This window comes from Bacillus sp. FSL K6-1006 (genome assembly GCF_038593175.1).
In the GTDB taxonomy this organism is placed as follows: Bacteria; Bacillota; Bacilli; order Bacillales; family Bacillaceae; genus Bacillus; species Bacillus safensis.
In genome coordinates this window covers 1,240,489-1,254,625 of the sequence record NZ_CP151970.1, presented here as the reverse complement: position 1 = coordinate 1,254,625, position 14,137 = coordinate 1,240,489, and the positions used below count along the sequence as shown (strand labels likewise).

The 14,137-nt window shown below is 40.6% G+C and carries 17 protein-coding genes; 8 read left to right on the top strand and 9 right to left on the bottom strand.

All coding sequences use genetic code 11. The features are described 5' to 3' along the window. Positions 1 to 21: 21 nt before the first annotated feature. The 6 genes from NSS65_RS06445 to ggt form a co-directional block, all read right to left on the bottom strand. A complete protein-coding gene (locus NSS65_RS06445; RefSeq protein WP_041105930.1) occupies positions 22 to 489 on the bottom strand; it encodes a PTS sugar transporter subunit IIA in 468 nt (155 codons plus the stop codon). Between the two features lie 239 nt (positions 490 to 728). Further along, positions 729 to 1,460, bottom strand: coding sequence for a sulfate ABC transporter ATP-binding protein (cysA, locus tag NSS65_RS06440; RefSeq protein ID WP_186365581.1), 732 nt, complete (start codon positions 1,458 to 1,460; stop codon positions 729 to 731). Between the two features lie 15 nt (positions 1,461 to 1,475). Continuing rightward, positions 1,476 to 2,345 (bottom strand): sulfate ABC transporter permease subunit CysW, encoded by an 870-nt coding sequence (gene cysW / locus NSS65_RS06435; RefSeq protein ID WP_144496590.1) that lies wholly within the window; start codon positions 2,343 to 2,345, stop codon positions 1,476 to 1,478. Between the two features lie 5 nt (positions 2,346 to 2,350). Further along, positions 2,351 to 3,196, bottom strand: coding sequence for a sulfate ABC transporter permease subunit CysT (gene cysT / locus NSS65_RS06430; RefSeq protein WP_034281474.1), 846 nt, complete (start codon positions 3,194 to 3,196; stop codon positions 2,351 to 2,353). Positions 3,197 to 3,207: 11 nt separating this feature from the next. After that, positions 3,208 to 4,245, bottom strand: a complete 1,038-nt coding sequence (locus tag NSS65_RS06425; protein ID WP_070325738.1) for a sulfate ABC transporter substrate-binding protein — start codon at positions 4,243 to 4,245, stop codon at positions 3,208 to 3,210. 260 nt (positions 4,246 to 4,505) lie between these two features. Beyond that, on the bottom strand, positions 4,506 to 6,257 hold the full coding sequence (gene ggt / locus NSS65_RS06420) for a gamma-glutamyltransferase (protein ID WP_034281472.1): 1,752 nt from the start codon (positions 6,255 to 6,257) through the stop codon (positions 4,506 to 4,508). 227 nt (positions 6,258 to 6,484) lie between these two features. Here ggt and NSS65_RS06415 point away from each other — a divergent pair, with 227 nt between their 5' ends. From NSS65_RS06415 to NSS65_RS06390, 6 genes are all read left to right on the top strand, one after another. Then, positions 6,485 to 6,943 carry an ASCH domain-containing protein gene (locus NSS65_RS06415; protein ID WP_070325737.1) on the top strand — a complete coding sequence of 153 codons (459 nt, stop codon included), beginning with the start codon at positions 6,485 to 6,487 and terminating at the stop codon, positions 6,941 to 6,943. A gap of 206 nt (positions 6,944 to 7,149) precedes the next feature. Continuing rightward, the gene (locus NSS65_RS06410) at positions 7,150 to 7,767 is read left to right on the top strand and encodes a DUF47 domain-containing protein (protein ID WP_024426775.1); all 618 of its coding nucleotides are present in this window, start codon (positions 7,150 to 7,152) and stop codon (positions 7,765 to 7,767) included. Between the two features lie 15 nt (positions 7,768 to 7,782). After that, positions 7,783 to 8,781, top strand: coding sequence for an inorganic phosphate transporter (locus NSS65_RS06405; protein WP_017359158.1), 999 nt, complete (start codon positions 7,783 to 7,785; stop codon positions 8,779 to 8,781). A gap of 145 nt (positions 8,782 to 8,926) precedes the next feature. Beyond that, positions 8,927 to 9,697 (top strand): type II toxin-antitoxin system SpoIISA family toxin, encoded by a 771-nt coding sequence (locus NSS65_RS06400; RefSeq protein ID WP_024424960.1) that lies wholly within the window; start codon positions 8,927 to 8,929, stop codon positions 9,695 to 9,697. Then, the gene (locus tag NSS65_RS06395) at positions 9,666 to 9,842 is read left to right on the top strand and encodes a type II toxin-antitoxin system SpoIISB family antitoxin (RefSeq protein WP_080652934.1); all 177 of its coding nucleotides are present in this window, start codon (positions 9,666 to 9,668) and stop codon (positions 9,840 to 9,842) included. The genes NSS65_RS06400 and NSS65_RS06395 overlap by 32 nt, the downstream gene beginning before the upstream one ends. A gap of 98 nt (positions 9,843 to 9,940) precedes the next feature. Continuing rightward, positions 9,941 to 10,072 carry a type II toxin-antitoxin system SpoIISB family antitoxin gene (locus tag NSS65_RS06390; protein WP_120207232.1) on the top strand — a complete coding sequence of 44 codons (132 nt, stop codon included), beginning with the start codon at positions 9,941 to 9,943 and terminating at the stop codon, positions 10,070 to 10,072. Here the strand turns inward: NSS65_RS06390 and NSS65_RS06385 are convergent. Beyond that, complete coding sequence (locus NSS65_RS06385) at positions 10,061 to 10,960, bottom strand: N-acetylmuramoyl-L-alanine amidase (RefSeq protein WP_326135079.1); 900 nt, start codon at positions 10,958 to 10,960, stop codon at positions 10,061 to 10,063. The genes NSS65_RS06390 and NSS65_RS06385 overlap by 12 nt on opposite strands. Positions 10,961 to 11,270: 310 nt before the next feature. On the opposite strand from NSS65_RS06385, the gene NSS65_RS06380 reads away from it, so the two are divergent. Next, complete coding sequence (locus tag NSS65_RS06380) at positions 11,271 to 11,819, top strand: ImmA/IrrE family metallo-endopeptidase (RefSeq protein ID WP_070325736.1); 549 nt, start codon at positions 11,271 to 11,273, stop codon at positions 11,817 to 11,819. A 26-nt stretch (positions 11,820 to 11,845) separates the two neighbouring features. Here the strand turns inward: NSS65_RS06380 and NSS65_RS06375 are convergent, their stop codons facing one another. Beyond that, entirely contained in the window at positions 11,846 to 12,469 is a 624-nt protein-coding gene (locus tag NSS65_RS06375) for a poly-gamma-glutamate hydrolase family protein (protein ID WP_024424964.1), read from the bottom strand. Between the two features lie 242 nt (positions 12,470 to 12,711). Between NSS65_RS06375 and NSS65_RS06370 the strand changes: the two genes are divergently transcribed. Continuing rightward, entirely contained in the window at positions 12,712 to 13,083 is a 372-nt protein-coding gene (locus tag NSS65_RS06370) for a DUF5412 domain-containing protein (RefSeq protein WP_326135078.1), read from the top strand. A gap of 36 nt (positions 13,084 to 13,119) precedes the next feature. Here the strand turns inward: NSS65_RS06370 and NSS65_RS06365 are convergent, their stop codons facing one another. Next, on the bottom strand, positions 13,120 to 13,944 hold the full coding sequence (locus tag NSS65_RS06365) for a methyl-accepting chemotaxis protein (protein ID WP_034281469.1): 825 nt from the start codon (positions 13,942 to 13,944) through the stop codon (positions 13,120 to 13,122). Between the last annotated feature and the right edge of the window lie 193 nt (positions 13,945 to 14,137).

Genomic DNA, 14,137 nt, shown 5'->3' with positions numbered 1-14,137 from the left:
CTTACATAATTTCGTGAATGACTATTGGTTTAGTTCTTGCTGAAGCACGTCAACCGCTTCTTCATAAGATGTCATATAAGAGAGCTTCGTCATCACTTCTTCTTTTCTAAAAAGTGTCATCAGCTTCTCCAGCATCACAAGCTGTTTGCTAGGCTCAGAGATTGCTAGGACAAACACAATTTTAGCTTGCACTGTTTCATCTGGGCTTCCCATCTTATGAAAAATGACAGGTTCCTTTAAAGTAGCTACACTAATCGCTGGTTTGTTCACATGCTCAGGATCTGTATGCGGAATCGCTACCCCAAAGGCTGCAAGTGGAAGGCCTGTAGGATATGTTTTTTCTCTTTCAAGCACTGCTGGTAAAAAGCTCGATTTAATGTACCCTCCAGCTTCTAACCGCCCTGCTAAATATGTGGTCACCTCCTCTCTCGAAGATGCTTCGAACTGCAGCTTAATCAGTTGTTCATCTAACTCAAACAAGCTGTTCAAACAACCACCCCATTCATTTGGTATAAATATGAACACATGTAACAAAAGAAAGAACATTTTTAGAATAGAACCTTTTATAAAGCGCTTACAATTATGCGTTCTAAAAAATGTTCAATACCGTTACCTTTGTAAAGATATTATAATATTCAAAATTATAAGTCAATGTCCCTAGGGAAATTTAAATAAAAAAAGACGCAGTCATCACCGCGTCTCTTCCTTCTAATCTTCTATACTGCTTGTTAAATGTGGCTTCCTATATCTAAAAATTCAGATACAAATAGATTGTCTGTCTGCACTGCCATTTCTTCCTTTGTGCCAATTTTTTCGATTCTTCCTTCATTCATCACCACAACACGATCAGCAATATCAAATGCTTCTTCTTGATCATGTGTCACAAAAATGGTGGTCATTTGAAAGTCACGATGAACTTTTTTCAGCCAATGCCTTAATTCTTTCCTCACCTTTGTATCAAGTGCACCAAAAGGTTCATCCAGCAGGAGTGCCTTCGGCTGAACGGCAAGTGCGCGCGCCAGTGCTACACGCTGCTTTTGCCCCCCTGACAGCTGTTCTGGATACCGCTGCTCAAACTGCGTAAGCTGAACAACCTCTAAAAGCTCATGTACCCGCTCTTTGATGTCTTTTTTAGGCAGTCTTTCTCCTCTAGGTTTCATTTTCAGTCCATATGCCACATTATCAAAAACCGTCATATTTCGAAAAAGCGCATATTGCTGAAACACAAAACCAATCTGCCGTTTTCGTACTGGAATGTGTGTGTAATCCTGATCTCCGAATAAAATCTGCCCGTTATTGGCGTAATCAAGACCTGCAATGATTCTTAATAACGTCGTCTTCCCAGAGCCAGACGGTCCTAATAAAGAGATCAATTCACCATTTCTTATCGATAAATCCACGTTTTGCAAAACCTTTGTCTGGCCAAATTGTTTTGATATTTGTTTTGCTGTAATCCCCAAGGCACATCCCTCCATTTATGTTGACCGCTTGCCAAGCCGGTGATCCCTCTGCTGAATGATTTGCTTAATGATTAAAGTAATGACTGCCACAAACGCCATGAGAGACGCCACAGCAAAAGCGGCTTGAAATTGGTACTCATTGTATAAAATTTCGATATGAAGCGGCATCGTATTGGTCATCCCTCGAATATGACCTGATACAACCGACACGGCACCAAATTCACCAATCGCTCTTGCCCCGGCCAAGATGACACCGTAAAAAAGAGCCCATTTGATATTCGGCAGTGTCACAAAGAAAAAAGTCTTCCATCCGTTTGCACCCAGTGTGAGCGATGCTTCCTCCTCCTGAATGCCTTCATGCTGCATAAACGGGATTAATTCTCTAGCGATAAATGGAAATGTAACGAATATGGTTGCTAGGATCATGCCTGGTACAGAATAAATGACTTTCCATCCATTCGCCATAAGCCAAGGTCCTAAAAGCCCGTTTGAACCAAATAAAAGCACAAATACAATTCCAGCAATCACAGGCGAAACGGCAAACGGGAGGTCCATCACAGTCGTTAACAAACGTTTTCCGCGGAAGTTAAATTTTGTGATAAGCCATGCAGCACTCACCCCAAAGATCATTTGAAGCGGCAAGGTGACGACGACAATGAAAACGGTCAATTTGATCGCCGCTAGTGTATCTGGATGTGAGATGGCCAGAAGATATGAACTCCACCCTTTCTCAAATGCCTTTGAAAAAACGGCGATCAGCGGTATAAGTAAAAATAAAATCAAAAAAGCATACACGACCGTAATCAATAGGATTTTCACTGCTTTAGATTCGGTTACAGGACTTTTATACCGAATATGGTGCTGATGACTAAACTCTCTCTCCAATGGTTTCACCTCACGTATACTTGTTTTTTCCGCTCAACATACCACTGAATGCCGTGAATCAATAACAGAATGAAAAATGAAAGAAGCAGCATCAAGCATGCAATTGCTGCTGCACCATGATAATCATATTGTTCAAGCTTGGACATGATCATCAGCGGTGTAATTTCTGTTTTAAACGGAATATTTCCAGCAATAAACACAACAGAGCCATATTCACCTAGCGCTCTTGCAAACGCAAGTGAAAATCCAGTCATCACCGCAGGAAACAAGGCCGGCAGCAGTATGTGAAAAAAGGTCTGTCTCCTTGTCGCACCAAGAATCGCCGCAGCCTCTTCCACTTCCTGCTGCAGCCCCTCTATCACAGGCTGAACGGTTCGGATAACGAATGGAATGCCAATAAAAATCAGTGCCAAAATAATCCCAATCGGTGTGTACGCCACCTTTATATGCAGAAATTGACCAATCCATCCATTAGGAGAATAAAGGGTGGTGAGGGCAATACCCGCAACAGCGGTTGGGAGAGCAAAAGGCAAATCAATGAGAGCATCTAAGATTTTCTTTCCAGGAAATGTGTACCTGGCGAGAACCCAGGCAATCAGTACACCAAACCCTGCATTGATGAGAGCAGCTGCAAAGGAAGTCGTCACGGTCAGCTGAAGCGACTTCAATACTCTTGCATCGGTAAATACCTTCCAAATCCCCTCTGCTCCTAATGAAGCCGTCCAAATAAATACCATGGATAAAGGAATGACGACAATCGCACTCACATAAACGAGCGTCACCCCAAGGCTCAGACCAAATCCAGGCAATATACGTTTTCTTTTATTGGCGGCTGCATGTGTTTTCTTCATCACATCGCCCCCTATTTTTGTCCGCTGTATATTTGATCAAATAAGCCGCCATCATCAAAAAATCTTTTCTGCGCTTTTCTCCACCCGCCAAACGCTTGATCAATCGTCACCATATCAATCTTTTTAAACTGGTCTTTATATTTGTTTAAGACTTCTTGATTTCTAGGGCGATAATAGTTTTTCGCCGCAATTTCCTGCCCTTTTTTAGAATATAAATAATCTAAATAAGCCTTCGCCACTTTCTCTGTTCCTTTACGTTTCACATTTTGATCAACAACCGCAACAGGCGGCTCCGCTAGAATACTAATTGATGGGGTGACAATCTCAAATTTGTCTTTGCCTAGTTCGTGCTGCGTTAAATAGGCTTCATTCTCCCATGCAATTAACACATCCCCAAGTCCGCGTTCAACAAAGGTCGTTGTGGCTCCGCGTGCACCTGAATCAAGGACTTCGACATGTTCATATAGCTTTTTGACAAAATCCTTTGTTTTTTCTTCATTCCCATGAAATGTTTTATCGGCGTAGGCCCATGCAGCTAAGTAATTCCATCTCGCACCGCCGGACGTTTTCGGATTTGGCGTAATGATGGACACACCTGGCCGAATCAAATCGTCCCAATCTTTAATGTTTTTGGGATTCCCTTTCTTCACAAGAAACACAATGGTCGATGTATACGGTGTGGACTGATTTGGAAATTCTTTTTGCCAATCTTTTGAAAGCAGTCCGCGATCTGCAATCGCATCAATGTCATACCCTAAAGCCAGTGTTGCCACATCTGCCTCGAGTCCATCAATAATCGATCTTCCCTGCTTTCCTGATCCACCGTGAGACTGCTTGATCGTGACATCCTCACCAGTTTTGTCTTTCCAATACGTCTGAAAGGCTTGATTGTATTCCTGATACAATTCACGTGTAGGATCATACGAAACATTTAACAGCTCAACCTTTCCCTTTTGCTTTGAAGCTTCGTTTGCGTTTGAGCATGCAGTACTCGTCACAGCCAAGACTAATATGATGGTCACGATAGAGACCCATTTCCACTTTTTCATGTTATTCCGCTCCCCGTTATCAAATAATAGTGACACCAACCTTGCCGTTTCACACGCAAAAAAGACCCTTAGCCACCTGAAATACATCACAGTTCTGTACTTCAAATTGCCAAGAGCCTTCGGTTGTCCGATCAGCTATGTATGATTGATGTTAGTCTATATATTATTCAAACTATTCACAGGTGTCAACTCTGTTTTTTCATTTAAACAAAAAAAGAAACGCCATCTTGAAGAGGCGCTTCTTTTCCCAGGAAAAGGTCTTAATCGGCAGATAGCTTTAAATTGACACCAACAGCGGTTCCATTTCTTGAGGAGTCAGCTACTCCTGTAAATGTCCCTGCTTTCCGATCAATGAGTAAGGCTTGCACATTTCCTATATCAATAGGTGAACTGCCAAAACGGTGACCCATGTCATTTAGCTTCGTTCTCACATCAAGGGGAACACCTACTTCGTAACGGTAAGAAGTTGGACTGTTTGTATAAATCCGCGGCTCTTCCACCGCATCTTGCAGCTCCATGTCGTATTCAAGCAAGTTTAGGATCGTTTGTGAAACAGAAGCAATAATGGTCGTTCCTCCAGGTGAGCCCACAGTCATGACCGGCTCGTTATCTTTGAATATGATGGTCGGGGTCATACTGGATAATGGACGTTTGTTTGGCTGGACTTCATTTGCTCCGCCTGGTCTTGCGTCAAAATCTGTTAGTTCGTTATTTAAGAAAAAGCCATATTCCGGAACAAGAATTCCTGTACCAAATAACTGTTCAATGGTTGTTGTGAATGACACGACATTTCCCCACTGATCGGCAACAGTAAAATGAGTGGTCTCGCCAATGGTTTTATCTTCTGGCTGCGGGACAATTGGGGATGGATTTTTTTCATCCTCATACGCCCATGGATCTCCTTCTTTCGGGTTTTTGTTCATTTGATCTAATTGAATGAGAGAAGCTCTTTTTGAAATGTAATCATCGTCTAGTAGTCCTTTTAGTGGAACATCTACGAATTCGGGGTCGCCTGCATATGCAGCACGGTCAGCATAGGAGAGATGCATTGTTTCAGCTAGCAGCTGATATTTTTCGAATGATTTGGGGTCATATTGTGATAGATTGAAGTGATCTAGTATTTTGAGTATTTGCAGCATAAACACACCGCCTGAGCTTGGTGGAGGCATACTTGCAAGCTGGTATCCTTTATAGTCCCCCCAGATAGGCTTGTCAGTCTTGACCTCATAACGACCAAGGTCATCAGTTGTCATCGTTCCGCCAAAATCTTGGACTGTCTTTGCAAGTGCTTTTGCTACTTTTCCTTCATAAAATGCTTTGCTTCCTTTTTTTGCAATGAGCTTAAATGTTTTCGCAAGACCTGGCTGTACAAGCAGATCGCCTTCTTTGAGCGGCTGATCATCTGGAAGAAAGATTGGCGCTGCAGCCGTTTTTTTCAGCTTTTCTTGATGATCTTCAATGGCTTTTGCCAGAACAGAATCGATTTCAAATCCATCCTCTGCAAGCTGAATGGAAGGCTCAATCAATTCCTTCATCGAACGGGTTCCCCACTTATCTAATGCTGCCTCGAGACCTTTTACTGTCCCTGGGACACCAACCGCATTACCGTGTGTGGACCGCTCAGCAAATGGGATGACTTTTCCCTCATCCGTTAAAAACATGTCAGGTGTTGCGCCCTGTGGTGCTCGTTCTCTACTATTGATGATGGATGTTTCTTTTGTCTTTCCATCATAAACCATCATAAAACCACCGCCGCCAATTCCAGACATCATTGGCTCTGTCACATTCAGTGCGTACTGGATGGCAACAGCAGCATCCACTGCGTTTCCACCTTTCTTCAATACATCAGCACCTACTTCTGATGCCAGCGGGTGAGCAGTAGCCACCATGCCATCTTTACCCACAGCTACTTTACTCCCATGAGATTCGTTCGCATTGACTTGGCTGACAGGCAGAAAAAACGAGAAAACAAACAGACATATGGACAAAACAGTTAGAGAAATGCGTTTCATGAACAACACCCCTTCCATATTCTTACTTTGACCTTACCGACTTCTTGACCAGAATACAATAGATTATTCTAAAATTTCAAAAATTTTCATCCTATCATCCTACATTTCCCAAATCAAACATTGTTTTTCAAAACATATGACGCACTCACTCATTAGGAATAAAGACACATCATTTCCAACGATTCAGCTTCAAGGTATAATAAACACAACAAAGAGGGGGAAAAGCATTGAACAACAAATGCAGATTATTTTGGGAAGACTATTGGAAAGAGAAATCAGAAAAAGCACCTGCTGACGCGTTTGTTTCAGTGTGGGCATTCGGCTCAGATCCTGATCATTTGCTTGATCTTGTAAAGCAAGGAAAAAAAACAGCCACTTGTTCTGGACACCTTTTTTATGAAAAGGAACAGGAGTCGCTTCCACAACCCGGACAATATGCGGTCATTTTGGATAGCCAAGAAGAGCCAAAAGCCATCATTGAAATTACACATGTAGATGTCATGCCAATGAATGAAGTTCCCGTATCATTTGCACAAGCAGAGGGTGAAGGCGACTTATCTTATGACTATTGGTACAGAGAACATAAAGAATTTTTCACAGAAGCACTCCAATCATACGGTTTAGAATTCAAAGAGGATATGCTTCTTGTTTGTGAACGGTTTAAGCTGATTCATTCAGCTTCTTAGCCTTTAAGCGGCGTCAAATATGGCCCGCTTTTTTCGTGGCTTTTCCCCTTTTAGAAAAAGGTGTGTTGAGATCACATCTTTAGGTCAGAATAAGATCAAATAGAAAAAGTGAAGAAATTTTCGACTACACCTGTTTTTTTTCGACAAAAGAATATATAATTATTTGATGTGTGCATTGTCTCATTTATACAATGGAGGGTTTTTACATGTTAAAAAGGAAAAAAGACAAGTTTTCCGTCTTGTTAACGGAAATTGCTAAAAATTTAGATGAAACTGCTGAGTATTTTGTTAGCTATAAAGTAACAAATCAAACCACTCTGAAAGAATTTTCTGACACATTGAAGGAATATGAGACAAAAGGTGATAATCATGTTCATACCATGATTAAAGAGCTGAACAAAGCCTTTATTACACCGATTGAACGTGAAGACATTCTTCAATTGACGAATAGCCTCGATGATGTTTTAGATGGAATTGAGCATTTTTCCGCAACATTAGAAATTTACTCAATTACAAGCTCTGACGAACATATCGACAAATTCAGCCACTACATCAGAGAGTGTGCCAAAGAAATTTTAATCACAATTGATCTACTAGCTGAAAATCGCTTGAAAGATATTCATCCGCACGCAATCAAGATCAAAGAGATTGAACATAATTGTGACAATCTTCATCGTAAATCATTAAAGAACTTGTTTGGAAAAGAAACAGATCCAATTAAAGTGATTCAATACAAAGAAATTTACGAAACACTTGAAGAAATCGCTGATTCCTGTCAAAGTGTTGCCAACAATCTAGAAACAATCATTATGAAGAATGCGTAACGGGGTTAGTTAAACATGGACACATTACTCATCCTTACCATACTTATTGTCATTTGTGCACTTGCTTTTGATTTCATTAACGGGTTCCACGATACAGCAAATGCCATTGCGACTTCAGTTTCAACGAAGGCATTAAAGCCTAGACATGCGATCATCATGGCAGCGTTCATGAACTTCTTAGGAGCAATGACATTTACAGGTGTGGCAAAATCCATTACAAAAGATATCGCAGATCCATTTACGCTTCAAAACGGCTCTGTTGTGATCTTGGCTGCTTTAATTGCCGCCATCACATGGAACTTGCTTACTTGGTATTACGGGATTCCGAGTAGTTCTTCACATGCATTAATCGGATCAATTGCAGGTGCGGTTATTGCTTCTGCCGGTTTTGGCGCCTTAAACTATTCGGGATTCATTAAAATCATTCAAGCTCTTTTGCTTTCACCTATCCTAGCTTTCGTATTGGGATATATCGTGTATACCATTATCAAAATTATATTTAGAAACAACAATCTCGCAAAAACAAATAAACAATTCCGACGTGTTCAAATTTTAACGGCTGCACTGCAATCGTATACCCATGGGACAAACGATGCGCAAAAAGCGATGGGAATTATTACGATGGCTTTAATTGCAGGTAATTTGCATACAACAGACGACATTCCTTTCTGGGTACAATTCTCTTGTGCGCTTGCAATGGGACTCGGTACTTCTATCGGCGGCTGGAAGATTATCAAAACAGTCGGCGGTAAAATTATGAAAATTCGTCCAGTAAACGGAGTATCTGCAGACTTAACGGGTGCAGCTATTATCTTCGGTGCGACGTTTATTCACTTACCTGTTAGTACGACTCACGTTATCTCATCTTCTATTCTAGGTGTAGGTTCTGCACACAGAGTCAAAGGGGTTAACTGGGGTACAGCAAAACGTATGCTTGTCACTTGGGTGATTACATTACCGATTTCAGGAACTCTAGGAGCTCTTATATACTTTGTGTTAAATGCGATTCTCTAATATCAAAGACCTGTCTGACAGGTCTTTTTTTATTTGCCCGCACACTTAAAACCGTCCTTCTGCAGGACATTTTTTCATGAAGCAGGGTTTCCAATCATATCCATAGAAATAAACAAGTATTCATCTGTCTATGGGAGAGAAGAACATGCTATTATTTTTTCAATTGACTGTATGGTTATTGCTAGGTGCTCTTGCTGTGTATGTATTCGCGGTTTGGCGCTTTGAACAAAAAGTAAAAGAAAAGATGTTTGCCATTCGTAAAACGTGGTATTGGATTTATGTAGCGGGTGCTGTTGTGTACTGGACAAATGACCCCTCTTCTATCTTCACTGATTGGATGCACTACTTGATCATTGCCGTATTTTTCGCATTAACTGATGCTTTCATCTTTCTTAGCTCCTATATTAAAAAACTCGGAAATCATGAGCTGGAAACCGACACCCATCAACTCCTTGAACAAAATAACGATCTGCTTCATTCTTACCTCAATAAACTAAAAACGTACCAATACCTATTGAAAAATGAACCGATCCATGTATATTATGGAAGTGTAGAGGCATATATAGAGGGAATTGAGCGGCTTATTTATTCTTTTGCCGACAAGATGAATATTCAAGCGGTGCTTTGTCCATACGATATGCAGGAACAAAAAGACGACCTGCTTCGGACACTTGACCAGCGGGCTCTTATTCAGGCGAAGCTTGACAGGCAGGAAGTATATTACGATGATTTCGGTCATTTGGTGCTCATCCCATTTTCTGTAGCAGATGCTCATTTTGTCATTAAGCTCACCTCCGATGAGATTGTCACGGAGTTCGACTATTTATTAATGACATCACTTACAACAATTTATGACCTAATCTTGCCTGACGAAGAGGAAGGTGATGAAGATGGACCACGCACTTCAAGGGGATAACAACAATCCTAAGAAAAACCCTTTTAAGATTTTAAAGAAAAAACGCCATATCAGTATGGCCGATTATAAGGTAAGCCCCCATACTGAGAGAATTTTTAAAAAGAATGAACAGCTTCTGGATGAGTATAAAAATAAAAAGGCTTGATTACACTAAAGGACGCGGAACGAAATCCGCGTCCTGCTTCCATTTTCACATAGACTTGCATACAATACACTATACGCTGCAACGATTGAGGTGCCAAAATGAAAAAGAAAATCAAACAACTGAGATATGTTCAGTTTGCCGAATATCAGCCGTCCCCATATACTAAGCGATTAATTGAAAAGAGTGAAACAGCCATCCAATCATACAAACAGAAACACTCACTGATTTAACAGTTTAAGCAGCTTCTCCTTCGTTTTAGGACCGTATATTCCATCACTTGTCAAACCGTTCACCAGCTGAAAGCGCGCTACGGCATTCGCCGTTTTTTCTCCGTAAACACCATCGATGCCTTTATCTGCAGCCGATTTATCAGGATAAAAATAAACAGCAGCAAGCGCTTTTTGGACGAGGCGTACGTGCTCTCCCTTCGTTAGAGGCGAAGTCACCTTTAAAATCCCATCTGGCAGCTCATACATCATTTTTCCATCGTTTCGATAAATTTTGAGAACCTGTCCAATTTGAATCTTGTTCGGGTCGCTAATGTTATTCCACTTTTGAAGATCTTGAACTGTGACGTCATGAGCTTTGGCAATACTCGTTAACGTATCCCCGCTTTTGACGACATACGTAATGACCGTCTCAGGGTCTCCTGCCGTTTCAATTCCTTTTTTAAATTCATCCCATGTAGCGAGAAGCAGACGCGGACATGTTTTTCCAGACCAGTGCTGATGTGTGACCACATTCGCTAGTGGAATATTATGCTCTTTCAGCAGCTTTTGGATGAGACATTGCGCATGTTTAACCGCTTGCTGGAAATTCCCATCTTCATTTTCACAAATTTCGATGCCGATCGACTTTCTATTCCCATTTCCATGTCCGTCCCCTGCATGCCAGCCATTTTCATTTAACGGCAGATGCTGAAAGATTTCATGATCATCCACTGTAAAGTGCCAGCTTTCTGCTGTCGTTGGGCGTTTCACATATGCCGCATGACTTTTTGCATCCGCTCCCTTTGACGTGTTTGCTGTGTTATGCACCGTCACATACATCGGTGTCATGGCGTATCCTGGGCGGTTCCCGTTTCCAACTGGAATAAAATCTTGATAAATTTCTACCATGTTCTGCACTCCCTTTTGCTAAATTGAATTGATCTTTCTCATCAATTGGTGGCGTTCGTAAGACAACTTGGGTTTGTTTTAGTGATAAGACTATGGTAAAATTTGAATTCAAACCACTCTTTTTAGTAATGGAAAACGCAAAAAAGAAGAAAAAAACAGGAATTAATTCCATTTTTCCTTGATTTTATGTTAAAATTGTTAAAAATAAGCCGATATTAAAAATAAGTAATAGCTTCATTAGCTATTTAGTCCTATATGGACTTTTCTTTTACGCCAAAAACAGAACATACGTTTGCTTGGAGGTTTTTAAATGACTGGTTTTTTAACCCATTTAGAAGAAGAGATTAAGCGGTTATATGCCAAATTACAAATAAGCGGTCCTGCTTATAGAGACATGCAAAGGATCGCTTCTGAATTTCATGTATGGGTCCACTATGAGGATACTGGCAGCATGATGATCAAACATCAAGGTCTTTACAGTATTATATTAAACAGATCTCTATCGTCAGAGGAACAATGGCAGGATTTTGCCCACGAGCTTTGTCATGTGCTGAAGCATGCAGGCAATCATTTCAAGATGCACAAACTCTTTCGAGAACTGCAAGAGTTTCAAGCTAAACAATTCATGTATCACTTTTGTGTGCCGACCTTTATGCTGATGCAATTGAAGCTTCCAAACCTTCGGCAGCAAGCCATTTTGCACATTGCGCAAACATTTCATGTCACCTGGGCTTTCGCTGAAAAGCGGCTGGCCTTGTTCGAACAGCGGAAAGCAGGCATTCGCTTCCAACAAGAGTTTACATCTTATTTAATGAAAGCCGAGAAGGTCGCGGAAAAAGAAGCTGTTTATCAAACGTAAGCCTCTTCTGCATAGGGCGACAGGGTTTATCCATAAAGATTTAATACTTGCTTGAGTACATTTGTGTACCGATAAAATTGCTCATTTTGCGTTTCACGGCGATAGCGCCGTCTGAAGTCTTGAAAGAATGCTCTTCTTTGCGCCTGACTGATTTCAAGTTGTACACTTTTTCCGGTCAGACATTGATTATTAATATTGTGAGGGTGTGTTCCTGAATAGCGATCAGATTCAGATAGCAGCACTGCAGGGAATCCATTAAGCGTTAAACGTTTCACTGTTTCTGCCGCCTTTTCTCTGTCTGTCCCGCCCACTAATGTTTGAAGCACCTCCGTTTCCCCGTAGCCATGGAGCGCAAACGTGTAATGATGGGCATGCACTAGAGAAAGGCAGACCGGCTCATTGAAACGTGTGCTTGTAATGTGAAGCACATGATTGCCTTTCACTTTAAGGCCTTCAAATAAATACATAGAATCATCACTTGCGATTTCATGAATGAGCTCACTCACGCCGGATTCAATTCCCCCAGCATGAGGGGACAAAACCAAAAGCTGGTCTCCTTTCCGCTCGTGAAGAATTTGATAGTCGATTCCCTCTCTTTCATGAGCGGAAAGCTCTTCATAACTTTGATATGTATCAATGATTTGCGTCATTCCATCTTCCCCATTTCTCTATATGAGCATAAGTCTACTGATCTTAAATTCTTTTGTAAAGGGATTTCGCATGACCTATCGACTTAATACATCCTTAAATTTTCCTTATCTTTTCGGCTATCTGTTGAATTTTGAGAAAAAATGACCGATAATTGAAATGAATAGAACTTTTGGACTATATGAATCTTTTTGTATTCTCTCTCATAAATTAGAAATATTGTGATCTACATCTGGAGGAATTCATGTTAAAAAAGAAAAACACTATCACCTTTGTCATCTTAATCCTTAGCTTCGCTGGCATCATTTACTGGAAATGCTTTTCTCTTCAAGGTGTATCTCACGGAACCTTTATCCGCTCGATGACATCACCTGACGGAACATATATCATCAACACCTATCGACATAGCGGAGGGAAACTAAAGGAGAACGCAGTTAGAGCAGAAATTGAAAACAAACTCACCCACCGAAAGAAAACGATTTACTGGAAATACCCTGATAAAGACCCTCTCATCAAATGGAAAAATGGACAGCTTGTTCAAATTGGGCATGAATTTTTAAATGTGGTAAAGGGAGAAACATACGATTATCGCTTTGACCGGAACAAAAGAAAATAGCGTATCAAAAAAACGAATCCCTCTTGGATTCGTTTTTTACGTTGACATCACATGCTGCATGAATTCTTTCATTTCTTTACTTACGCTCGTCAGCCGTTCCACAATTTCACTAAACTCTGTCACAAGTAAAGCCTGCTCTGATGATGAACCTTTCATATGGTCCATACTCTCAAGTAATGTATGTATATTAGAGGAAATCCCTTGCAGTGAACTTTCAATATTTTCTGTTGCACGTGAAGTTTCACTTGAAAGCTTTTGAACCTCACTGGCTACAACACTAAATCCAGCTCCCTCTTTTCCTGCCCTGGCTGCTTCGATTGACGCATTCAATCCCAGCAAACTTGTTTGTTTCGAAATGCCCTTAATCATTTTTGTAATATCAGATGTTTTTTTCGAGCTTTCAAGTGTTTGCTGCGTTTGTAAGGTCATTTCCTCACTTGTCGCAGAAAGCTCTTCTGAATGTGCCGCCACCACATGCACCTTTTCTTGAATACTTTGAATGATGTCATTTAATGACTCCATATATGCTTCAAGCTCTAATTGATTTTTAAGTGGAAAACCTAAAGCGAGTGCGCCGATAACTTGTTGATTTTCATCAAAAATTGGCAGACCCATTGCATTTAACGGTATTCCGTAAACCGATTCAGGCACAAACATACTTGATGTCTCACCTCTGAGCGCTTTTTTCATATTTAAATCATCTGGCTTAATGAGTTCTCCTGCTCGAATTTGAAAATCAACATCTTTCGATGGCAAATACAGCAAGAATTTCTCTCGATCAATGACACCCATCGTCACTTCGTTTTTTAAAATCTGCATCATATAAGGTGCTGCTGTCACAATACTCTGTAGTATATCCAATTTCTCTACCCCCTTATATAGTTTATCGGTCGTTCCTCTTAAATTAATAGTTACTTTTTAAAATAATGATAATGATTAGAAGAAATTCTTCATATTTACGAGTAAAAAGAAGTACTTTTCCTTTCTATATTCAAACGTAAATTTGCTATAATTAATGAATCGACATATGATGAAATGGTCATGTAACCATTTT